At 71.7% G+C, this 20,850-nt stretch carries 21 protein-coding genes; 6 read left to right on the top strand and 15 right to left on the bottom strand.

All coding sequences use genetic code 11. The annotated features are described in order from the left end of the window. Positions 1-9: 9 nt before the first annotated feature. The 14 genes from amrb99_RS53180 to amrb99_RS17355 form a co-directional block, all read right to left on the bottom strand. Entirely contained in the window at positions 10-813 is an 804-nt protein-coding gene (locus amrb99_RS53180; RefSeq protein ID WP_190857034.1) for a MaoC/PaaZ C-terminal domain-containing protein, read from the bottom strand. Then, the gene (locus tag amrb99_RS17415; RefSeq protein WP_190857033.1) at positions 810-1,985 is read right to left on the bottom strand and encodes a lipid-transfer protein; all 1,176 of its coding nucleotides are present in this window, start codon (positions 1,983-1,985) and stop codon (positions 810-812) included. Before amrb99_RS17415 ends, amrb99_RS53180 begins: the two co-directional genes overlap by 4 nt. Continuing rightward, complete coding sequence (locus amrb99_RS17410) at positions 1,982-2,440, bottom strand: MaoC family dehydratase (protein WP_347256719.1); 459 nt, start codon at positions 2,438-2,440, stop codon at positions 1,982-1,984. Before amrb99_RS17410 ends, amrb99_RS17415 begins: the two co-directional genes overlap by 4 nt. Then, a complete protein-coding gene (locus amrb99_RS17405) occupies positions 2,437-3,507 on the bottom strand; it encodes an acyl-CoA dehydrogenase family protein (RefSeq protein WP_190857032.1) in 1,071 nt (356 codons plus the stop codon). Before amrb99_RS17405 ends, amrb99_RS17410 begins: the two co-directional genes overlap by 4 nt. Beyond that, positions 3,507-4,505, bottom strand: coding sequence for a bifunctional MaoC family dehydratase N-terminal/OB-fold nucleic acid binding domain-containing protein (locus amrb99_RS17400; protein WP_190857031.1), 999 nt, complete (start codon positions 4,503-4,505; stop codon positions 3,507-3,509). The genes amrb99_RS17405 and amrb99_RS17400 overlap by 1 nt, the downstream gene beginning before the upstream one ends. Next, the gene (locus amrb99_RS17395; RefSeq protein ID WP_190857030.1) at positions 4,502-5,665 is read right to left on the bottom strand and encodes an acyl-CoA dehydrogenase family protein; all 1,164 of its coding nucleotides are present in this window, start codon (positions 5,663-5,665) and stop codon (positions 4,502-4,504) included. Before amrb99_RS17395 ends, amrb99_RS17400 begins: the two co-directional genes overlap by 4 nt. A gap of 80 nt (positions 5,666-5,745) precedes the next feature. Continuing rightward, the gene (locus amrb99_RS17390; RefSeq protein WP_190857029.1) at positions 5,746-7,401 is read right to left on the bottom strand and encodes an AMP-binding protein; all 1,656 of its coding nucleotides are present in this window, start codon (positions 7,399-7,401) and stop codon (positions 5,746-5,748) included. Next, the gene (locus amrb99_RS17385; protein ID WP_190857028.1) at positions 7,394-8,593 is read right to left on the bottom strand and encodes an NADH:flavin oxidoreductase; all 1,200 of its coding nucleotides are present in this window, start codon (positions 8,591-8,593) and stop codon (positions 7,394-7,396) included. Before amrb99_RS17385 ends, amrb99_RS17390 begins: the two co-directional genes overlap by 8 nt. Before the next feature lie 115 nt (positions 8,594-8,708). Further along, the gene (locus amrb99_RS17380) at positions 8,709-9,059 is read right to left on the bottom strand and encodes a hypothetical protein (RefSeq protein WP_190857027.1); all 351 of its coding nucleotides are present in this window, start codon (positions 9,057-9,059) and stop codon (positions 8,709-8,711) included. A 2-nt stretch (positions 9,060-9,061) separates the two neighbouring features. Further along, positions 9,062-9,781 (bottom strand): ABC transporter ATP-binding protein, encoded by a 720-nt coding sequence (locus amrb99_RS17375; protein ID WP_190857026.1) that lies wholly within the window; start codon positions 9,779-9,781, stop codon positions 9,062-9,064. 50 nt (positions 9,782-9,831) lie between these two features. Next, positions 9,832-10,569, bottom strand: a complete 738-nt coding sequence (locus amrb99_RS17370; protein WP_190857025.1) for an ABC transporter ATP-binding protein — start codon at positions 10,567-10,569, stop codon at positions 9,832-9,834. After that, the gene (locus tag amrb99_RS17365) at positions 10,556-12,808 is read right to left on the bottom strand and encodes an ABC transporter permease (protein WP_190857024.1); all 2,253 of its coding nucleotides are present in this window, start codon (positions 12,806-12,808) and stop codon (positions 10,556-10,558) included. The genes amrb99_RS17370 and amrb99_RS17365 overlap by 14 nt, the downstream gene beginning before the upstream one ends. Positions 12,809-12,841: 33 nt before the next feature. Beyond that, positions 12,842-14,263, bottom strand: a complete 1,422-nt coding sequence (locus amrb99_RS17360) for an ABC transporter substrate-binding protein (protein ID WP_190857023.1) — start codon at positions 14,261-14,263, stop codon at positions 12,842-12,844. A 122-nt stretch (positions 14,264-14,385) separates the two neighbouring features. Next, positions 14,386-15,147, bottom strand: coding sequence for an SDR family oxidoreductase (locus amrb99_RS17355; protein WP_190857022.1), 762 nt, complete (start codon positions 15,145-15,147; stop codon positions 14,386-14,388). Positions 15,148-15,337: 190 nt separating this feature from the next. On the opposite strand from amrb99_RS17355, the gene amrb99_RS17350 reads away from it, so the two are divergent. Beyond that, on the top strand, positions 15,338-16,966 hold the full coding sequence (locus amrb99_RS17350; RefSeq protein ID WP_190857021.1) for a class I adenylate-forming enzyme family protein: 1,629 nt from the start codon (positions 15,338-15,340) through the stop codon (positions 16,964-16,966). 413 nt (positions 16,967-17,379) lie between these two features. Here amrb99_RS17350 and amrb99_RS50100 read toward each other — a convergent pair whose 3' ends face one another. Then, positions 17,380-17,562, bottom strand: coding sequence for a hypothetical protein (locus amrb99_RS50100; RefSeq protein WP_206699976.1), 183 nt, complete (start codon positions 17,560-17,562; stop codon positions 17,380-17,382). A 618-nt stretch (positions 17,563-18,180) separates the two neighbouring features. On the opposite strand from amrb99_RS50100, the gene amrb99_RS17340 reads away from it, so the two are divergent. The 5 genes from amrb99_RS17340 (at position 18,181) to amrb99_RS17320 (ending at position 20,831) form a co-directional block, all read left to right on the top strand. Further along, on the top strand, positions 18,181-18,759 hold the full coding sequence (locus amrb99_RS17340) for a YbaB/EbfC family nucleoid-associated protein (RefSeq protein ID WP_190857020.1): 579 nt from the start codon (positions 18,181-18,183) through the stop codon (positions 18,757-18,759). 92 nt (positions 18,760-18,851) lie between these two features. Continuing rightward, a complete protein-coding gene (locus amrb99_RS17335; RefSeq protein WP_190857019.1) occupies positions 18,852-19,109 on the top strand; it encodes a hypothetical protein in 258 nt (85 codons plus the stop codon). 139 nt (positions 19,110-19,248) lie between these two features. Beyond that, a complete protein-coding gene (locus amrb99_RS17330) occupies positions 19,249-19,848 on the top strand; it encodes a hypothetical protein (protein ID WP_190857018.1) in 600 nt (199 codons plus the stop codon). Next, the gene (locus tag amrb99_RS17325) at positions 19,845-20,435 is read left to right on the top strand and encodes a hypothetical protein (RefSeq protein WP_190857017.1); all 591 of its coding nucleotides are present in this window, start codon (positions 19,845-19,847) and stop codon (positions 20,433-20,435) included. The genes amrb99_RS17330 and amrb99_RS17325 overlap by 4 nt, the downstream gene beginning before the upstream one ends. A gap of 21 nt (positions 20,436-20,456) precedes the next feature. Next, a complete protein-coding gene (locus amrb99_RS17320) occupies positions 20,457-20,831 on the top strand; it encodes a hypothetical protein (protein ID WP_190857016.1) in 375 nt (124 codons plus the stop codon). The last annotated feature ends 19 nt before the right edge of the window (positions 20,832-20,850 follow it).

Raw genomic sequence — 20,850 nt, 5'->3', positions numbered from 1 at the left:
CCTCGAACCCTAACGCGCCCCGGTGAAGGCCGCCCGGGCGGCGGACAGGACCGTGGTGCCGTCCACGGAGGCTTCGAAGGCCGTCGCGCCGCCGTCCTTCCACGCCTCGACGGCGAGCTCGTCGCCGGGGAACACCGGGGAGGCGAAGCGCGCTTCGAGTTCCTCCAGGTCGGCGGGGTGGGCGCCGACCGCGGCGGCCAGCGGCAGGGTCACGGCGGCCAGGGTGCACAGGCCGTGCATGAAGGGCCGCGGCATGCCCGCGGCCTTGGCCGCCTCCGGGTCGATGTGCATGTGGTGCCGGTCGCCCAGCAGCCGGTAGAGCGCCGCCTGGTCCGGGTCCGTCCGGACGGGCACGGACAGGTCCGGCGCCCCGGACGGCCGGGGCCGCGCCGACGGGCCCCGCTCGCCGCCGAAGCCGCCGGATCCGGGCGCGAACAGCGACCACGTCGCCTCGAAGTACGGACTGGTCACGGTGACGTCGAAGACGGCCGCGCGGCCCTTGTCCCAGACGTCGGAGACGTGCGCGGACATCTCGACGGCGCCCGCGCGCGGGAGGGGCGCGAGGACGCGGAGTCGCTGCGTCCCGTGCACCGCCGTCCGGACGTCGAAGGCGCCCGCGGAGCCGAGCGCGTCGGGCGCCCACTGCGCGAGCGTCAGCGCGAACGTCGGCAGGACCCGCAGCCTCTCCTCGAAGACGAGGTCGAGGTCGGTGGCGTGCGCGCCGACCGCGAGCGCGTAGAGGATGGGGCGCGTCTCGTCGTACTCGACGGTGCGGGCGCCGAGGGCGCGGCCCTTCCAGTCGCCGGCGTTCACTGGTCCGCTCCCAGGATCAGGCCGCTGGTCGGGACGCCGGTTCCGGCGGTGACCAGGACGTTGTGGACGTCGCCCGGCTGGTTCACCGAGGTGCCCCGCACCAGCCGGACGGCCTCGGCGATGCCGTTCATGCCGTGGATGTAGGCCTCGCCGAGCTGGCCGCCGTGGGTGTTGAACGGCAGGCGGCCGGTGAGCGCGAGGTTGCCGTCGGCGATGAAGTCCTTGGCCTCGCCCCTGGCGCAGAAGCCGAGCTCCTCCAGCTGCGGGAGGACGAGCGGCGTGAAGTGGTCGTAGAGGATCGCGGCCTGGATGTCGGCGGGCGTCAGGCTCGACTGGGCGTAGAGCTGGCGTCCGACGAGCCCCATCTCGGGGATGCCGGAGATCTCGGAGCGGTAGTAGCTCGTCATCATGTGCTGGTCGTTGCCCGAGCCCTGCGCGGCGCCCCAGATGAGGGCGGGACGGTGCGGGAGGTCGCGGGCGCGCTGCGCGGACACGATGACGAGGGCCTGGCCGCCGTCGCTCTCCTGGCAGCAGTCCAGCAGGTGGAGGGGTTCGGCGATCCAGCGGGACGCCTGGTGCTCTTCGAGGGTGATGGGCCGCCCGTGGAACCACGCCTTGGGGTTGGTGGCGGCGTGCGCGCGGTCGACGACGGCGACGCGGCCGAAGTCCTCGCTGGTCGCGCCGTACTCGTGCATGTAGCGGGTGGCGAACATGGCGACCCACTGCGCCGGGGTCGACAGCCCGAACGGGGTCATCCACGAGTAGGCGGCGCGGTCGGCGCTGACGTCCATCGGCCGGTTCGCCTGGCCGAGGCCGTAGCGCTCGCCGGACCGCTCGTTGAACGCGCGGTAGCAGACGACGACGTCGGCGACGCCGGTCGCGACGGCCATCGCGGCCTGCTGGACGGTGCCGCAGGCGGCGCCGCCGCCGTACCCGACGCGGGAGAAGAACGTCAGCTCGCCGATGCCGAGGTTGCGCGCGATGTGGATCTCGCTGCTGGTGTCGGCCGTGAAGGTGACCAGGCCGTCGACGTCGGACGGTTCGAGCCCGGCATCGGTGATGGCGGCGAGGACGGCCTCGCAGGCGAGCTGCAACTCGCTGCGCCCGGACTCCTTGGAGAACTCGGTGGCGCCGATGCCGGCGATCGCGGCGGCGCCGGGCAGGACGCTCACGCGGCGCCTCCCTGCTCTCGGCCGGCGGGAAGCTCGACGACGACGGTCCCGGTGACGTGCGGGCCGATCGCGTTGACGCCGCGCACGGCGATCTCGACGCGGTGGCCGTCGTCGTGCTTGGCGGAGACGGTGCCGGTGAGGACCATGGTGTCGCCCGGGTAGTTGGGGGCGCCGAGCCGGATCCTGATCGCCTTCACCCGGGCGGCGGGTCCCGCCCAGGAGGTGACGTACCGGTCGACGAGCCCGTTGGTGGTCAGGATGTTCATGAAGACGTCCTTGGAGCCGCGCTCCTCGGCGAGCGCCGGGTCGTGGTGGACGTCCTGGTAGTCGCGGCTCGCCAGGGCGGTCGCGACGATCATCGTCCGGGTCAGCGGGATCGGCAGCGCGGGCAGCTCCTCCCCGACGGCGACCTCGTCGTAGGCGCGGCTCGCGGTCCGGCTCGCGGTCGCGCTCACAGGGCGGCGCCCAGGGCCTCGAGGTCGGCGGACGCGCCGCCGAGCATCCCGGAGATCTGCTTGCCCCACAGGAAGTGCCGGTGGACGGGGTAGTCGACGTCGACGCCGATGCCGCCGTGCAGGTGCTGGACGCGGTGGACGACGTTGAGCCCGCCCTCGTCCGACCACCACTTGGCGACCAGGACGGCGGTGTCGGCGTCCTCGCCCGCGTCGATCAGCGACACGGCGTGCCACACGGAGACGCGCAGCGCGTCGATCTCGATGTAGCAGTCGGCGAGCTGGTGCTGCGCGGCCTGGAAGGTGCCGAGCGGGCGGCCGAACTGCTCGCGGGTGGAGAGGTAGTCGGCGGCGAGGCGGAGCGCGCCGTCGGCGACGCCGGTCTGGACGGCGGCGAGCGCGACGCGCGACAGCCGCAGCGCGGTGCCGAGGGACCCGGCGGGGAGCTGCTGCGCGGGCGCGCCGTCGAGGGTCAGGGTGGCGGCGCCGTCGTGCGCGGTGGTGTCGACGTGCTCCCAGCTCACCCCGTCGACGCCGGTGCCGAGGAGGAACAGGCCGGGGCCGGCCGGGGTGCGGGCGGCGACGAGCATGAAGTCGGCGCCTTCGGCGTAGGGGACGGCGGCCTTGGTGCCGGTGAGCCGCCATCCGTCGCCGTCGCGGGCGGCCTCGCAGCGCGGGTCCGCCGGGTCGGCGGGCGCGAACTCCTCCAGCGCGAGCGTCAGCCGGGCCGTCCCGTCGACGACGCCGGACACCAGCAGCCCGGAGGTGTTGTGCGCGGCCAGGGTGAGCGCGGCGGCGAGCGACGGCCACAGCGGGACGGGCGCGACGGCGCGGCCCTGCTCCTCCAGCAGGACGCACAGCGCGCCGACGCCGAGGCCGGCGCCGCCCGCGTCCTCGGGCAGCGCGACGCCGAGCAGCCCGGCGGACGCGAGCTCGCCCCAGAGCGCCTGGTCGGTGCCGGTGCCGGAGCGCTCGGCGGCGCGGATCCGCTCCTGCGTGGCGTGGTCGGTGAAGATCTGCCGGGCCAGGTCCCTGACCGCTTCCAGCTCCTCGCCAAGGGTGAAGTCCATCAGCGCTCCTCGTGTGCGGCCGGGCGGAACACCGGCAGCGAAAGGTCAGGGTCGGGGTCGATCCAGTCGAGGACGACGGGCATGCCGACCTCGACGTCCGCGGGCTCGACGCCCGCCATGTTCGCGATCAGGCGGGTGCCCTCGGCGAGCTCGATCACCGCGACCACGAGCGGGTAGTCGAACGCGGGGTGCCGCGGGTGGTGGTTGACCGTGAAGGTGTAGACGTGGCCCCGGCCGGACGACTCGACGGTGTCCCACGCGAACGAGCCGCATTGGGGGCAGCAGGGGCCGGGCGGGTGCCGCAGCGACTTGCAGTCGGCGCACCGCTGGACGACGAGGCGGTGCTCGCGGGCGGCCTCGAACCAGAACGCGTTGTCGGGGTTGATCGCGGGACGCGGCCGCAGCGCCTTCGGCTTCTCCTCCGCCTGCTCGGCGGGCTTCTCGGCGGCCTGCTCGGCGGGCTTCTCGGCGGGGCGGAACCGGAGCGTCCGCCACCGCTGCGTCGCGACGACCTCGCCGGACGCGTCCCGGTACGTCTTCACCGTGCTGACGAACCGCCCGGCCCCGAGACCGGTCCTCTTCTCCGGAGAGATCGACTCGACGTGCTCCTCGACGGACACGTGGTCGCCCGGGACGAGCTCCCGCTCGAACTCCAGCTCGGAGTCCGTCGCGACGACGGAGGTGTAGCCGCCCTCGGCGAGCAGCGCCACCAGCTCGTCGAACCCGCTCGGCTCGGACGGCGGGCGGACGGTCGCCGCGTAGCCCCGCATCGTCCATGCCTGGACCATCGACGCGGGCGCCACGACGCCGTCGCGCCCGGTGGCCTTCGCGGCGTCCTCGTCCAGGTAGATCGGGTTCGCGTCCTCCATCGCCTCGACCCAGTGCCGGATCATCGGCACGTTGACCGGGTCCTGCCCGGGGCGCCGCGCGACCAGCTCGCGCCCGACCCATGCCTGGAGGCGCTCCTCGTAGTCCCCGCTCACGCCGGCGCCGCTCATGCCCGCTTCACCCTCGGCAGCCCGAGCCCCTGGACGGCGACCATGTCGCGCAGCACCTCGTTGACGCCGCCGCCGAAGGTGTTGACGATGCCCTGCCGGGACAGCTGCTCGATCTGCCCGAACAGCACCGCGCCCGGCGACTCGGGACGGATCCGGCCCGCCGCGCCGAGGATCCCGGTCAGCGTCCGCTGCACGAAGATGTGCGTCTCGGTGCCGTAGGACTTCGCCGCGCCGGCCTGCGCGCCGGTCAGCTCCCCGGCCTCGACCGCCATCGTCATCTTCCAGTTCATCAGCCGCATCGCCTCGAGCCGGGCGTAGGTGCGGGCGAGGTCGGCGCGCACCCACGGCAGGTCGATGACGCCGTTCTCGCGGGCCCAGTCCCGGACGTCCTCCCACAGCCGGATCATCCGGCCGCCGAGCGCGGCGAGCCCGATCCGCTCGTGGTTGAGCTGGGTGGTGATGAGCCGCCAGCCGCCGTCGACCTCCCCGACGACCTCGGTCGCCGGGACGCGGATGCCGTTGTAGTAGGTCGCGGTCACGACCATCCCGCCGACCGTCTGGATCGGGCTCCAGGAGAAGCCGTCCGCGCTGGTCGGGACGATGAGGATCGAGATGCCCTTGTGCTTCGGCACGTCCGGGTTCGTCCGCGCGGCGAGCCAGACGTAGTCGGCGGTGTTGGCGCCGCTGGTGAACACCTTGTTCCCGTCGACGACGTAGTGGTCCCCGTCGAGGACGGCCCTGGTGCGCAGCGAGGCCAGGTCGGTGCCGGCGTCGGGCTCGGAGTAGCCGATCGCGAAGACGATGTCGCCCGCGAGGATGCCGGGCAGGAACCTCTTCTTCTGCTCCTCGGTCCCGTACCGCATCAGCGTCGGGCCGACCGTGTTCACGGTGACGAACGGGAACGGCAGGCCCGCGCGCTGCACCTCGTCGAAGAACACGTACTGCTCGGCGATCGACTTGCCCTGCCCGCCGTACTCGGTGGGCCAGCCGTAGCCGAGCCAGCCGTCCTGGCCGAGCATCTTGACGATCTCGCGGAACGTGCCGCCGCCGACGCCCTCCTCGCCGGCCCGGCGGCGGACGTCCGGGGGCAGCAGGGCCGCGAAGTAGGCCCTCAGTTCCGCGCGCAGTTCCTGATGCGCTGCGGACTCACGCAGATCCATGTACGCCTCTCGTGGTCGTCGAGCCGGTTCGGCCGTGTCCGGTGGGGTCGTGTCCGGTGGGGTCGGGGGGTCGGGGCGGGTCAGGGGAGGAAGCGTTCGCGGCCGCTGGCGGCGAACTCCGCGCGGAGCGCCGCCTTGTCCGCCTCGGTCATCGGACGGTAGTCGGGCGCGCCGCGGCCGGCCCACCGGTAGACGGGGTCGGTGGTGCGCCACCCCTCCAGTTGCAGCTGCTTCTTGCTGAGCTTGCCGGAGCCGGTCGTCGGCAGCGCGTGCGAGACGCGGACGAAGCGCGGCGCGCCCTTGGTGCCGAGGTCGTCCTGGGCGGCGAGGAACGCGGCGAAATCCAGGTCGGCGAACTCCACGTCGGCGGGGATCTCGATCGCGGCCATCACCTGGTCGCCGGAGCGCGGGTCCGGGACGCCGAACGCGACCGCGTCCACGATCTTCGGGTGGCGGCGGACGACGGTCTGGGTGAGCAGCGCGGAGATGTTCTCGGAGTCGACCCGGATCCAGTCGCCGGACCGTCCCGCGAAGTACAGGAACCCGGCCTCGTCGATGTAGCCGAGGTCGCCCGTCCAGTACCAGCCGTGCCGGACGCGCTCGGCGTCGGCCTCGGGGTTCTTGTAGTAGCCCTCGAACTTCTCGGCGCCGTCGACGTCGACGATCTCGCCGACCGCCTCCTCGGGGTTGGTGACGCGGCCGTGCCCGTCCAGGACGGCGCGGGCGCACGTCTCGCGGGTCTCGGGGTTCACGATGCGGACGCCGCCGTGCATCGGGACGCCGAACGCGGTCGGCGGGGTGTCCGGCACTCGCTTGATCATCCCGGCGCCCTCGCTGGACCCGTACCCCTCGACGAGCCGCGCGCCGAAGCGGCGCAGGAACGCGGCCTTGTCCTCCGGCGACGCCTCGGTGCCGAACCCGTGCGTGAGGGTGTTGTCGGCGTCGTCCGGCCGCTCCGGCGTCGTGAGGATGTAGCCGATCGCCTTGCCGACGTAGGTGAAGAACGTCGCGCCGTAGAAGCGGACGTCCGGCAGGAACCCGGACGCGGAGAACTTCGGCGTCAGCACGACGCACGCGCCGGCGGCCAGCGACGGCGCCCACAGCGCCATCAGCGCGTTCCCGTGGAACAGCGGCATCGGGCAGTAGCTGATGTCGTCGCGCTTGATGTCGTACTTGGCGCTGTTGGCGCGGCCCAGCTCGGCGAGCCGCCCCTGCGAGCAGCGCGCCGCCTTGGACGCCCCGGTCGTGCCGGAGGTGAACAGCAGCAGCATCTGCGTCTTCGGGGTGATCGCCGGGTCGCGTTCGGGCTCGCAGGCGTGGCTCTCGACGAGCGGCGCGTAGCCGGGGTCGTCGACCAGCAGAAAGCGGTCGCGGGGGACGCCGACGTCCAGGCCGTCCAGCAGCTTCGCGCCGGCCGCGTCGGTGATGATCAGCTGGAGGTCGGTGTGCCGGACCTCCTGCTCCAGGTACGCGCCGGTGCGGGTCGGGTTGATCCCGACGATGGTCGCGCCGCTCAGCGCCGCCGCGCCCAGCCACAGGACGTACTCGGGCACGTTGTCGAGCAGCACGCCGATGTGGAACGGTCCGTCCCGGCGCAGCCCCCGGGCCAGCGCCGCGCGCGCGGCGCTCTCCCTGACGACCCCGTCCCACGTCCACGTCCGCTCGCGGCTGCGCAGGCCGGGCCGCTCGTCGCCCAGCCTCTCCAGGAGCAGGTCCGCGATCGTCTCGTCACGCACTCGCGCTTCCCCAGGCGGGCTCGGTGGACAGGACGCAGTGGGTGCCGCCGTAGATCGCCGTCATGCACTTGTTGCAGTGGATGCACAGCGACCCGGTGGCGGGCTCGTCCTTGATCCGGTTGATCAGGTCGGGCTCGCGCAGCAGCGCGCGGGCCATCGCGACGAACTGGAAGCCCTCCGCCATGGCGGTGTCCATGCCGGCGCGGTCGGTGACGCCGCCGAGCAGGATCATCGGCAGCTTCACCGCCGCGCGGATCTGCAGGGCGTCCTTGAGCAGGTAGAGGTCCCGGTACGGGTAGGACTTCAGGAAGTGCTTGCCGATCAGCTTGATGCCGAGCCTGGTCGGCTGCTTCATGACGGCGGCGAACTCGTGCAGCGGCGCGTCGCCCTTGAACAGGTACATGGGGTTGAGGAGGGAGCTGCCGGCGGTCATCTGGAGGGCGTCGACCGAGCCGTCCGCCTCCAGCCACCGCGCGACCTGGATCGCCTCGTCGATCCAGAAGCCGCCGGGCACGCCGTCGTCCATGTTCAGCTTCGCGGTGACCGCGATGCGGTCGCCGACGGCGTCGCGGACGGCGCGGCCGATCTCGCGGGCCAGCCGGGCGCGGTTCTCCAGCGACCCGCCGTACTCGTCCTTGCGGTGGTTGACCTTGGGGCTGAGGAACGAGCTGGTCAGGTAGTTGTGCCCCATGTGGATCTCGATCGAGTCGAACCCGGCCTCGATCGCCATCCGGCCCGCGCGGGCGTGCGCCTCGACGACCCGCTCGATGTCCGCGTGCGTGGCGGCCTTGGCGACGGTCTGCGTCGTCAGGTGGAAGTGGCGGCTCGGCGCGAGCGAGGGGAGCTTGTTGCTCTTGGGGTTGGCGACGGGGCCGGCGTGCCCGATCTGCGCCTGGACGGCGGCTCCCTCGGCGTGCACGGCGTCGGTCAGCTTCCGCAGGCCGGGCATCGCCTCGTCCCGCCAGTGGATCTGCCGGCTGTCGGTCCGGCCCTCCGGCGCCACCGCGCAGTACGCCACGGTCGTCATCCCGACGCCGCCGCGCGCGTGCCGCACGTGGAAGTCGATCAGCGCGTCGGTGACCTGCCCCTTCCTGGTCAGCCCCTCGTAGGTGGCCGCCTTGATGGTGCGGTTGCGCAGCGTGATCGGCCCCAGCTTCGCCGGGGTGAACACATCGGGGGTTTCCTTGGTCATCGAGTTCCCTGGGTGAGTCTTGCGGGTCGCCGCGGGCCCGGGTGGGTGCCCCTCGACGTTAATCAGCGGGATGCCCGGACGTTCCGGACATCCCGCTGACTGGGAGCGACGGGCCTCAGCGCGATTCGAGCGCCGCGGTGATCTGGTCGGTGTGGGACTGCTGCTCCAGCAGCTGCCGCAGCAGCCACAGCCGCAGGACGCGGGTCACGGCGGACGCCAGGTACAGCGCGGCGCCGAGAACCGTCACCGCCAGGAAGCCGGTGGCGAGCGTCTGCAGCGACCCGACGTCGCGCATGTCGTCCTGCGCGAGCGAGACGTTGTAGGCGACGAACGCGCCGACCACCCCGACGACCATCGCGAGCGCGCCGGCGATCCGGAGCGCCCCGTCGAAGCGCGGGCCGTCGGCCTTCAGCCTCTGCCGGGCCACGTCGTCCTTGAACTTCTCGCGTCGTTCCTCGGTGAGCATCGTCAACCTCCCAGGTAGTCGCCGGCCATCCGGCCCTCGATCTCGGCGGGCGCGCCGGCCGCCACGACCCGCCCGTTCAGCATCAGCGCCGCGGTGTCGGCGATCGGCAGCACGGCGCGCGCGAACTGCTCGGCCACCAGCACCGACAGGCCCTCCTCGACCAGCTCGGCGACCGTCTCGTACATCCGCGTCACGATCATGGGCGCGAGGCCCATGGACAGCTCGTCGAGCAGCAGCACCGCGGGGTCGGTGCCGAGCGCCCGCGACAGCGCGAGCATCTGCTGCTCGCCGCCGGACATCGACCCGGCGAGCTGGTCCCGCCGCTTCCCGAGGATCGGGAAGCGGCCGTACGCCTTCTCCTCCAGGTCGGCGAGCTTCGCGCCGGTTCCGGTCGCGGCCCACAGGTTCTCCCGGACGGTCAGGTTCGGGAACACGCCCCGGCCCTCCGGGATGGAGCAGACGCCCAGCTTCGCGGCGTCCTGCGCGGAGATGCCGTTCACCTTCCGCCCGGCGAACCGCAGTTCCCCGCCCGTCGCCGGGTGCAGGCCCGCGCACACACGCATGGTGGTGGACTTGCCGCCGCCGTTCGGGCCGAGCAGCGCCAGCAGCGAGCCCGGCCTGAGCGCGAGGTCGACGCCGTGCAGCACCTCGATCGCGCCGTACCCGGCGCGGACGCCGGCCAGCTCCAGCAGCGGCTCCGCCCCGGTCTCCGTCCCGGTCATGCGTGTGCCCTGCGGGGGGACGCCCCCCCACGCCCCCCGGTTCGCTTCGCTCATTTGAGAGCCTCCTCGGTGCCGATGTAGGCGGCGACGACCTTCGGCGACTCGCGGACCTCCTGCGGCGTGCCGGACGCGATCAGCTCGCCGTAGTCCAGCACGTGGATGGTCGAGCACAGCCGCATGACCAGCGGCAGGTCGTGCTCGACCAGGCAGATCGCGAGGCCCTCCCCGGCCAGGCCGGTGAGCATCTCCGCGAACGCCTCGGTCTCCCGCTCGGTCTGCCCAGACGCGGGCTCGTCGAGCAGCAGGACGCGCGGCGAGGTCATCAGCGCCCGCGCCACCTCGACGACGCGGGCCCGCCCGATCGGGATGTCCGACACGTCGCGGTCGGCGATGTCGGTCAGCCCCGTCCGTTCGAGGACCCGGTCGGTGGCCTCGTTCAGGTCGAACCGCCCGCGGCGGCCGCGGCTGCGCAGGACGTCCCCCGCGACGCGGACGTTGTCGCGCACCGACAGCGACAGGAACAGCTCCAGCCGCTGGAAGGTGCGCGCCATGCCGCGCCGCGCGCGCTTGGCCGGGGACAGCCCGGTGATGTCGGCGCCGTCCAGCAGCACCTGACCGGACGCGGGCTTCTGGAGCCCGGTGATGGTGTTGAACATCGTGGTCTTGCCGGCGCCGTTCGGGCCGATCAGCCCGGTGATCCGCCCTTCGTCCATGGTGAGCCCGACGCCGTCCACCGCGGTGTTGCCGCCGAACCGCACGGTGATGTCCCGTGTCTCAAGCAGGGGCATTCGCTTCTCCCCTCAGGGCGGGCGCGGGACGGGCCGGCCGGTGCGCGGCCGGCAGCCCGAGCGCCCGGTCGAGCTCGGCCCGCAGCTCGTCGGTGTACGGCTCGTCCACGCCGGCGAGCTCCGGCGGCGTCCGCGCGGCGCGCCCCTCCGCCTGGTACATGTCGCCGACGAGCGGCAGGAACATCGCCGCGCACAGCGCGGCGATCCCGAACGTCCAGGCGCCGATCACGCCGGTGAGGGCCAGGACGTACAGCACCGCGCCCGCCGCGCCGGACGCGTACAGGACGGGCCTGGCGCCGTCGCGCGTCCGCCGGTAGCCGTCGGCGATGTCGTGCACGAACCCGCTCGGGTTGCGTCCGACGCCCATCCCGACGAGCGCGGTCAGGACCAGGACGAGGTGGCCGAGCAGGGTGTAGACGTTCGCCATCCCCTCGTGTCCCAGGGCGAGGTCGTTGAACGTGGCGACCAGCACCGCGGACCCGACCCCGGCCATGAGCCCGCCGACCAGCGCGCCGCTGATGTAGCCGATCCCGGCGACCACGACGAGCATCAGCAGGCCGAGGCTGCCGACGAAGGTGAAGTTCTCCTGCGAGACGGTGCCGGTGGCCGACGCCATCAGCACCCCGCCGAGCCCGGCGATCGCCGCCGAGATCATGAAGACGCTCAGCTTCAGCCGGACGAGGTCCTGGCCGAGCATCGCCGTCGCGGCCGGGCTGTCCTTCATCGCCGCGAGTCGGCGCCCGTACCCGCTGCCCCGCAGCGCGGCGAGCCCGATGCCGATGAGCGCGAACAGCACCGTCGCGGTCAGCAGCGAGGACGTCCCGTTCCGCAGGTCGAGCGGGCCCGCCCGCAGCGGCGGGACGACCAGCGACCCGTCGGGGAACAGGGTGAACCTCACTCCGAGCAGCTTGTGCTCGGTGGTGTCGCGCAGGACCATGTTCGACAGGAACTCCCCGAACGCCAGCGTGGCGAGCGCGAGGTAGAGGCCGCGCAGCCGCAGCGCCGGAAGCGCGACGAGCCCGCCGACCAGCGCCGCCGCGACGACGGCCAGCAGCACGCCCTGCACGTTCAGCCGCGCGTCCAGGCCGGTGCCCCGCACCCCGAAATGGAACGCCACGACCGTCGCGACGGCCCCGAACGCCAGCGGCGCGAGGTTCAGCTCGCCGGCGTAGCCGGTGAGGACGGTCAGCGACAGCGCGATGATCGCGAACGTCATGCCGAGCGCGAGCGTGGTGATGCCCGCGTCCGACAGCAGCAGGCTGTAGAGGTACACGCCGGCGACCAGGACCGCGCCCCACACCGCCGCGGACCGCACGGTCGGCGGCCGGTACCGCTCGCGGGTACGGACGGCGGCGCCGCGCAGCCGGTCCTGCGGCAGCACCACCAGCACCGTGAACAGGATGATCATCGGCAGCGAGACGCGCAGGTTGCCGGTGAAGGTGCCGGCGGACGGCAGGTAGGCCAGCACGTAGTTCGCCGCGAGCCCCAGCACCATCGCGCCCGCGAAGGTGCGGGGGATGCTGCGCAGCCGGCCGAACATCGCCGCGGCGAACGCGTCGATCACCAGCAGGGTGAGGTGGTCGGCGTCCAGCGCGCCGCCGCTGATCGGCACGATCAGGACGCCCGCGGTCACCGCGAGGGTGGAGCCGAGCGCCCACGACAGCATCGCGGCGCGTTCGGGGTCGTGCCCGGTGAGGCGCAGCAGGTCCGGGTCGTCGACCGAACCGCGCATCACCACGCCCGCCCGGCTGCGGGTGAACAGCACCCGCAGCCCGGCGGCGATGGCCACGGCGGCGACCAGGCAGACGATCTCGTGGTACCGGACCTCCACCCCGCCGACGGAGACCTTCGCGCCGGTGCCGAAGAACATGTCCACGGTGCGGGCCTGGTCGGGGTCCCACACCCACTGGGCGAGGTACACCGTGCCGAGCAGCACCGAGACCGTCACGATGATCTTCGTGACGTCCGCGGTGCCGCGCAGGCCCTTCATGATCACCGCGTGCAGGGCCGCGCCCATCACCGGGCCGACCACCCCGATCACCGCGACCAGCGCCAGCCACACCGGCCACCCCCACTGCTGGAACTGCCAGTAGAGGAACGTGCCGAACATGGCCTGCGCGCCGTGCGCGAAGTTGAAGATCCCCGAGGTGTTGTACGTCAGCACCAGCCCGGACGCCGCGATGGAGTACACCGCGCCGAGGACGAGGCCCAGGATGGTGTAGGTCAGGAACGTCGTCATTGGTTCACCGCCATGTGTCGCGCCTCCGGCGGGTCAGGAGGACTGGGGCTTGATGACGTCGCCGGTCAGGAACTTGGTCGACTTGCGGTCGCCGTCGAGCGTGGTGCCCCAGGTCTTCGGGTCGGTCTTGATGACGAAGTCGCCGCCGCACTCGAACTCGCCGACGTTCTTCGGGAAGACCTGCTCGTACTTGTCGCCGTGCAGCCGCACCATCAGCGCGCACGACGCGGGCTTGTTGGCGCCCGGGTCGGTCGGCGCGTGCAGCCCGCCGCCCGTCCACTCGTGGACCTTCGCCAGCTCGTTGACCATGCACTGGCGGGTCAGTTCCGACCCGCACGCCTTGGCCGACTGCGCCCACAGCAGGAACGCAGACGTCGCCTGCATGCCCAGCAGCGCGATCTTGCCCTTGTGGGCGTTGACGATGTCCATGTACTGCTTGACCGCGGGCACCTTGGCGGCGTTCTCGAACGGCTGGAAGATCATGCCGATGTTGATGTCGTCGCCGATGCCGGACTTGTTCCACTGCGAGACGAGCGAGCTGTACCAGGTCGCCTCGAACAGGTACGTCGGCTTGAGGCCGGCCCGGTCGTCCGCCTCCAGCAGGCCGAACGCGGCCGGGGTCGGCGAGCCGGACGTCCATAGGGTCTTCGCGCCGCAGTCCTTGATCTTCAGCGCGAACGGCGTGTAGCTGCTCTCACCGGCGTTGTTGGTCTTGACGCCGCAGTCCAGCGGCTTGACGCCGATCTGCTTCATCGCGGCCTCGACCTTGGCGTTGCCGGTCTCCACCGCGGGGGAGGTCGTGTGCAGCAGGTCCGTCTTGTCCTTGAAGTCCGGGAACTCCTTCTCCGCGATCCGCAGCGCCCCGATGTTGTACAGGTCGACCGGGTACGGGACGGCCTCGTACTTCATCGGGCCCATCGCCGCGTTCGGGCCGACGGTGTAGCCGGCGACCGTCGGCAGCTTGCAGCCGACCCGGTACTGCTCCGCGGCGTCGTCCATCGCGAAGCCCTGCCCGACCAGCATGAAGTCCTGCTTGCAGGCCTGCTGCATCACCTTCACGGACTGGGTGTAGGCGGCATCGTACTGGTCGCCCTTGATCGTGCGGCCGTTGATGCCGCCCTGCTGGTTGCACCAGTCGATCATGGCGCTGACCGCGTCGCCCATCTCCTTGGACAGGCCCGGCGCGGTGGTCGAACCGCGGTCGTCGCCGAACCCGATGCGGATCTCGCCGTCGGTGACGCCCTGGTCGGTGGAGCCCTTCGCGTCGCCCTTGCCGCACGGGGACGGCAGCGTCCCGAACGAGGTGGCGCTCGCGCCGGCGCCGGTGGAACCGCCGTCCCGCGTCCCGCCGCCGCCGGACGTCGCGTCCGAGCCGGAGCGCGAGCTGGCGCAGGACGCCAGCAGCGTCACCGCGAGGGCGCCCGCTGCGAGGCGTCCGATCTTCTCGACCTTCATTAGGCCGTTCTCCTTTCACCGGCCGCGGCGAAGCGGCGGTGGGGTGGGTGAGGTGCGGCGGGGGGCGTTGGTCTCTGCCCTCGGCTCGGGCGTGCCCGGTCGGCCGGTGGGGTCCGGAGCGGTCAGCCGAAGTAGGCCTGGCCGCCGTCCAGCGGGATGGTGGCGCCGGTCAGGTAGCGCATGGCGGGCTGGACGAGGGCGACGACGGCGTTGCCGATGTCGGCCTCGCAGTCGCCGATGTAGCCGAGCGGGATGGTCTTGCGGAACTCCTCCGCGGCCTCCGGGTTCGCCTCCGCCCACTGCTTCAGCCCGGGTGAGAGGGCGTGCGGGGCGATGGAGTTGGCGCGGATCCCGTCCGGGCCCCACTCGGCGGCGGCCGTCCGGGTCAGCGACCGCAGCGCCTGCTTGGCCGCCGCGTACGCGCCGTACGTCGCCGGGTCCCAGCGGACCATCGCGGACGTGACGAGGTTGACGATGCTGCCGCCGCCCCGCGCCTTCATGTGCGGGTGGCACGCCCTCATGAACGCGAACGCCGCGAACGGGCCGGTCATGAAGCCCTTCTGGAACTTGGCGTCGCTCATCGTCAGCAGCGGCCCGTAGGCGCCCGAGTAGGCGTTGTTGACGAGGACGTCGACACCCCCGAACCGGGCGGCGACCGCGTCCACCACGCCCGGGATCGCTTCGGTGTCCGCCACGTCGCAGGCGAACGGCTCGGCCTCCGCGCCCCGCTCCCGGACGAGGCCGCACGTCGTCTCCAGCTTCGCCGGCGTCCGGCCGAGCACGGCGATCGCCGCGCCCTCGGACGCCAGCGCCAGCGCGATCCCCTGGCCGACGCCCTGGCCCGCACCGGTGACGATCGCGACCTTCCCGTCGAGGCTTCCCATGTCATCCCCCCTGCATCCGTCCTGGTGCGGTCATGGTGATGTGACGCGCCCCACGCGTTCGTCGCAGTCCCGCTGACCGGGAACGCTCCAAGTCGGGCGGGTACCCTGCGGCTCGGTCTCGCTCAGCGGAAAGAGCCGCTGGATCCCGCGGCCGAGGTGAGAGCCTTCGGCCACGCGAGGAGGAGGCCACATGCCCACGACGGCGATGGAGATCATGCAGCGGCTGACGGGGCCCGGCGGCGAGTTCGAACTGCGCGAGGAGGACGTCCTCGGCGCCCGCCTCCCGGTGTTCGCCGGGCGGGCCCGGAGCCTGGGCGAGGTGCTCGCCCGCTCCGCCGGGTACGGCGACCGCGACTACATCGTCACCGCGACCCGCCGGCTGAGCTTCGCCGCGCACGCCGCGCAGGCCGCGTCGCTGGCGAAGGCGCTGCGCGAGGAGCACGGCGTGCGGCCCGGCGACCGCGTCGCCATCGACGCCGCCAACACCCCCGAATGGATCGTCGCGTTCTGGGGGGCGATCGCGGCGGGCGCCATTCCCGTCGGGTACAACGCCTGGTGGGCGCCCCGCGAGGTCGAGTACGCCCTCGGCCACACCGAGCCGGTGCTCGTCGTCGCGGACGCCAAGCGCGCCGCCCAGATGCCCGCGGGCACCCGCGTCCTCACGATCGAGGAGGACGTCCCGGCGCTCGCGACCCGGTACCCGTCCGCCGCCCTGGACGTCCCGGACGCCGCCGAGGACGACCCGGCGGTCATCCTCTACACCAGCGGCACGTCAGGCCGCCCGAAGGGGGCGGTGCACTCGCACCGCAACCTGACCTCGGTGATCGAGTACCACCGGCTGAACGACGCGCTGCTGCGGGCCTTCGGCGACCCCTCCGACCCCGCGTCGCGCCGCTACCTGCTCGCGCTGCCGCTGTTCCATATCGCCAGCCTGCACAACCTCGCCGTCCCCCGCCTCGCCACCGGCACCGCCGTGGTCATGCACGAGGGCGCGTTCGACGTCGACAAGGTCCTGCGGCTGATCGAGAAGGAGCGCGTCACGAACTGGGGCGCCGTGCCCACGATGGCGAACCGGATGATCGAGCACGGCGACCTGTCCCGCTACGACACGTCCTCGCTCACCGGGTTCGCGCTGGCGTCCGCGCCGTCCTCCCCGGCGTTCAAGGAGAAGCTGCGCGCCGCGTTCCCGCCGGCCGCGAACGCCCTCGTCGACAGCTACGGGCTCACCGAGACGTGCACCGGCGTCGCCGTCGCGTCCCCCATGGACCTGGCCGAGGCGCCGGGCACGCTCGGCCGCCCCGTCGCGGGCGTCGCGCTGGAGATCCGCGACCCCGACGGCAAGCCGCTGCCGGAGGGAGAGGAGGGCGAGGTCTGCGTCCGCAGCGCCTACAACATGCTCGGCTACTGGCGCGACGAGGAGGCCACCGCCCGCGCCATCGGCCCTGACCGCTGGCTGCGCACCGGCGACATCGGCACGGTCGAGCAGGGCCGCCTCCGCCTCACCGCCCGCCGCTCCGACCTGATCATCCGCGGCGGCGAGAACGTCTACCCGGCCGAGATCGAGAACGCCCTCGCCGAGTACCCGGGCGTCCGCGAGTGCATCGTCCTCGGCGTCCCGCACCCCGACCTCGGCCAGGAGGTCCTCGCCGTGGTCGTCTTCGGCGCCGATCCCGCCTCCGAGGCGGACCTGACCGCGTTCGCCCGCGAGCGCCTCGCCTACTTCAAGGTCCCGTCCCGCTGGAAGATCACCACCTCGCCCCTGCCCCGCAACGCCACCGGCAAGGTCATCCGCCGCCAGGTCGAGGACTCGCTCGGCTGAGGCCGGGTCACGAACGCCAGGCGGCCACCACGTCCTCCGGCGTCCAGACGAGGTCGACGCCGCCGCGCGCCTGGACGCCGGACAGTGGCCCGGCCGCGGCCGGGTCGAGCCCCGGGACCCGGCCGGCCGCACGGCGCAGCCCGGCCAGGGCAGGTCCGCGCGCTCCAGGGCCTGCCTCACCAGCGGCTCGACGGCACGCCCGCGCCACGAGGTCCAGCGCCGCCGGACGATCCGGAAGCCCGCCTCGGGGCGGGCCCCGCCGCGCCTGCTCATGCGCCGCCCACACCGCCGCCAGATACAGGCGAAGGTTGCTGTCGGCGATGCGGTAGAGGGCGGGTTCGCCCAGCGAGAGCGTCCCCGAGGGGAGGCCGGCGCGGCTGCCCGCGGACGCGGCGATATTGGCGTGCGTGCGGTCACCGGACCCGACCGTCTCGATGACGCCGGGAGACGTCGGGTTTGGGGAACTCGGCGAGCGGCGACGCCTCCGGGACGCCGAACAGCGCCGCGGCGGGGTCGGCGCACTCCTCCTCCAGGAACTCCAGCGCGGGCGTCCCGTGCGGCCAGGTGCGGACGATCCCGGGCAGGCCGCCCGTCACCAGGTGCGCGTCGATGGCGTCCGCCGCCCCCAGCCCGTCTGCGGGCGCCGTCGAACAGCGCGTCCTGCTCGGCCAGCCAGGGCAGCTCGTCCAGGACGAGGACGGACGGCGCGTCCGGCAGCACCGAGGCCAACACCCAGAAGGCATCCGGCCAGCTGCCGTTCTGCAGCGCAGGCACGACTTCGGGGTCGGCCGGAAGCGCCGGCTCCCGGACGTCCCGCAGGAAAGCGTCCACCGCCTCGATCGGCGAGGCGCCCTTGGTGGCCGTGGAGAACACGTACGGCACGCCGGCGCGGCCGCAGAACTCCTGGACGAGGCGCGACTTGCCCACCTGCCGCCGTCCGCGCAGCGCGGGCGCCGTTCCCGTCCTGGTCCTGGCAACGCGGTCCAGCCGCTTGCGCAGAACTGCGAGCTCCGCCTCCCGCCCACTGAATCCCACCAAGGTAGCTCCGATCTACGTAGATCGGAGCTACGTGGATTAGCACAACGACTGCAGGCGAAGCGGAGGCGCCCTTTGATTCCGCTTGCAGCTTTTGTTGATCACGGTCAAGATAGTCCGGACTACGCACGAATGGCCGACCTCCCCGCACCGCAGGAGCGAAGGGCGACGACCAGGACATGGGCGCACGGGAGAATCCCCTCAGGCAGTTGCTCAACACCAGCGTGGAGCAGGCGCCGACGACGTCAGAAGAGATCAGGCAGAGACTGGACTCGTCAACGGCACGGCAGTGCGGCATCACACCTCCCGGGCAGGCCCCGTCGCCGAGCGTCACCGAGGCCGTCCGCCGACAGCCGCCGCCCACCGAGACACCACTCCTGGAAGACGACGCATCGCCATCCATGCCTTCCCCCCTCAGCGAAGGCCTCGAGGCTGAGGGCTCTCCCTCGCTCGGCGAGGTCGCAGCAGAACTCGCCGAGCGAGCGAGGCTGTACGAAGAAGCCGAGGCGTCCCTGGCCGCCGAACGGATCACCGTGGGTGCCCTCGACGGCCGACTCCAGGTGGTCGTGACAGGCGCGGGAACGCCCATCTCTTTGGATGTGTCCCCGGCCGCGCTACGCGGCCACGACGGCCGCCGACTGGGTGCGCACATCGCGGAGCTCATTCTCACCGCGCGGCAACAGGCTGATATTCGGCGCGCAGAACTGGAGGCGGAAATCATTTCCCGCGCAGCCGCGGCTCCCGAGAGCAGCCGATGAGGATGCGCTCTCCACGCGACGCCGACCCCGCGTACAGGCACTACGACAGCCTTCGCTCCGAACTCATAGCCGCGGCCTCGCGGACGGAGCGGATGGTGGAAGCGAGCGAGGAGCTCCTGCATGCCCGAATGCGTTTTCGGGAGCAGTTCCGGGAGTGGTCGTTCACCGCACCGATCCGCCCTGGGCTTGGTTCCGTCACGGTCACAGGTGCCGGCGAACTCAGCATCGACCTGAAGCACCCCGAGGCAGCGACCTCCGATGTAGCCCGGTTGGGCGCACGAATCCTCGCGGCATTGGCGGAAGCCGAGCGGGAGATGCGTTCGGCCGCAGCGCATGGCCGCACCGACTAGCCAAGGGCTGCGGCCCGATACTTTCAGATGGAGCGATTCCTTGGGCAGTCCCAAACCACCCGGCCGTCATCGGGCAACGCCTTCGGGAAAGTCGAAGATCCTGAAGGCGAAGGCATGGCCTTCGAGAGCATCCGGGATCATGAACGCCGGCATAGGCGCGGTGGAACTCTGGGCGGCCAAACAGGCACTGGACACGGCCAAGAAAATGAAAGGGGACGAGAGCGCCGTCATCGCGGTCGCCGACAAATGGCGCCGTGCGGCCGAACGGATCCGTAGGGCAGAGAATTCGCTGAGCGAGTCATGGAACTCTCTCAGCCCCGACTGGAGCGGCGGCGGATACAACGCCTACCGGTGGCACATGACCCGGAACGCGAGGATCGCCGAAGCGAACAGCGACGCACTGCTCGCGGCCGGTGAGGCGCTCCTCGACCTCGCCCTGCAAGTGGTCAGCGCCTACAATGCGGCGGTCGATCTCACCACACTCGCGGCCGGCCGCATCGAGCCCGCACTGGGTGGAATGGGCTGGACGTCCAACAAGAAGGACGACAAGCCCACCATCACCAATGCATTGATCGACTACGTTGAGGCCGTCAACAAACTCGACAACGACCTCCGGACGGCCGTTGCCGGCCAGAAGGTGGGACTGGCCAAATTCGCATCGTCTCTGTCCAAGCTGAACGAGCCGAGCATCCTACCGAAGAACGCCACGAACCCCAAAGTCTGGATCTCCGGGGCATGAGTCCGGGAAGGGCGGACGCGATCCGGCGGGTCGCGGCTCTGGCGGTCGCCTTCGCACTGACCGCTGCGGGCTGCGACACTGAGCATCCCGTTTCCTCCACTCCGGATGAGCCTTCACCGACTCATCGCACCGTCTCAACGCCCGCGCCGTTGGCCGCACCGGATCCGTGTGACCTGGTCAAGCCGGCGAAAATCCGGTGGCTGCGTCGGCTGGGTGCACAGAGTCCGACGAAAGAGTCGGGCGCCAAGACCAGGAAATGTGTCTGGGAGATTGACGAGGGACAACTGGTCATCTCCAGGCTGGAGACGACTATCACCGACTATTCGGGTAGCCGGTTCAACCCCGACAGCATCACGTCCGACCTCATCGACGGCTGCACCGGCACAAGAAAGACCTCCCCACGGGGAGATCTCTGCCTCAGCAGGTCCCGACAGGGAATGCAAGTCGGAAAGCGCAACATCTACGTGACGGCCATATGGTCCGACAGAGCAGTGAACCGCACCAAGCCGGAGGCCTCCAGAAGACGCAAGGAGGATGAGATCAATCAGGAGTTGAGCGATCAGATACTCACCGCCATCTCCCGTTGAGCGACAGAAAGAGGAGACCCCATGCCCCCCAAAGAGGTCGAGTACAGGGCGAGCACGATCAGGAAGAGCGGCGACCTCGTCAACGATGCCGTCAATTTCTGGTCCGATGCGCCGCTCATCCTGGACAGCGCGTCACTGCCGGTGAACTGCTTCGGGAAGATAGGCGAAGAACTGGGGCTGCGCGACGAGTACGAGAAGACGCGCGCCCGCGCGATCACAAATCTGAACGACGGCACGAACATTCTGATCCAGAATCGCGAGGCCGTGTACACCACCGCGGACCGCTATGAAGGAGCCGAGAAGAAGACCGTCCACGTCGTGCGGCGGCACCGGAGGGACCTCGCCGACGAGCGAGACGGTTACGAAGCCAAATACGGGTGGGCCCGGGATACCTGAGCACCCGGCGGTGGACCCC

It is taken from the genome of Actinomadura sp. RB99, from assembly GCF_014706005.1.
In the GTDB taxonomy this organism is placed as follows: domain Bacteria; phylum Actinomycetota; class Actinomycetes; order Streptosporangiales; family Streptosporangiaceae; genus Spirillospora.
The sequence above is the reverse complement of the archived record's forward strand: the minus strand, read 5'-3'. Positions and strand labels throughout refer to the sequence as shown.

Bases quoted from the DNA above. Each gene is read 5' to 3' on its own strand.
- amrb99_RS17395 (WP_190857030.1), bottom strand. From the start codon at position 5,665: ATGGATCTGCGTGAGTCCGCAGCGCATCAGGAACTGCGCGCGGAACTG.
- amrb99_RS17365 (WP_190857024.1), bottom strand. From the start codon at position 12,808: ATGACGACGTTCCTGACCTACACCATCCTGGGCCTCGTCCTCGGCGCG.
- amrb99_RS17370 (WP_190857025.1), bottom strand. From the start codon at position 10,569: ATGCCCCTGCTTGAGACACGGGACATCACCGTGCGGTTCGGCGGCAAC.
- amrb99_RS17355 (WP_190857022.1), bottom strand. From the start codon at position 15,147: ATGGGAAGCCTCGACGGGAAGGTCGCGATCGTCACCGGTGCGGGCCAG.
- amrb99_RS17340 (WP_190857020.1), top strand. From the start codon at position 18,181: ATGGGCGCACGGGAGAATCCCCTCAGGCAGTTGCTCAACACCAGCGTG.
- amrb99_RS17350 (WP_190857021.1), top strand. From the start codon at position 15,338: ATGCCCACGACGGCGATGGAGATCATGCAGCGGCTGACGGGGCCCGGC.
- amrb99_RS17405 (WP_190857032.1), bottom strand. From the start codon at position 3,507: ATGGACTTCACCCTTGGCGAGGAGCTGGAAGCGGTCAGGGACCTGGCC.
- amrb99_RS17360 (WP_190857023.1), bottom strand. From the start codon at position 14,263: ATGAAGGTCGAGAAGATCGGACGCCTCGCAGCGGGCGCCCTCGCGGTG.
- amrb99_RS17330 (WP_190857018.1), top strand. From the start codon at position 19,249: ATGAACGCCGGCATAGGCGCGGTGGAACTCTGGGCGGCCAAACAGGCA.
- amrb99_RS17320 (WP_190857016.1), top strand. From the start codon at position 20,457: ATGCCCCCCAAAGAGGTCGAGTACAGGGCGAGCACGATCAGGAAGAGC.
- amrb99_RS17400 (WP_190857031.1), bottom strand. From the start codon at position 4,505: ATGAGCGGCGCCGGCGTGAGCGGGGACTACGAGGAGCGCCTCCAGGCA.
- amrb99_RS17325 (WP_190857017.1), top strand. From the start codon at position 19,845: ATGAGTCCGGGAAGGGCGGACGCGATCCGGCGGGTCGCGGCTCTGGCG.
- amrb99_RS17380 (WP_190857027.1), bottom strand. From the start codon at position 9,059: ATGCTCACCGAGGAACGACGCGAGAAGTTCAAGGACGACGTGGCCCGG.
- amrb99_RS17335 (WP_190857019.1), top strand. From the start codon at position 18,852: ATGGTGGAAGCGAGCGAGGAGCTCCTGCATGCCCGAATGCGTTTTCGG.
- amrb99_RS17385 (WP_190857028.1), bottom strand. From the start codon at position 8,593: ATGACCAAGGAAACCCCCGATGTGTTCACCCCGGCGAAGCTGGGGCCG.
- amrb99_RS17375 (WP_190857026.1), bottom strand. From the start codon at position 9,781: ATGACCGGGACGGAGACCGGGGCGGAGCCGCTGCTGGAGCTGGCCGGC.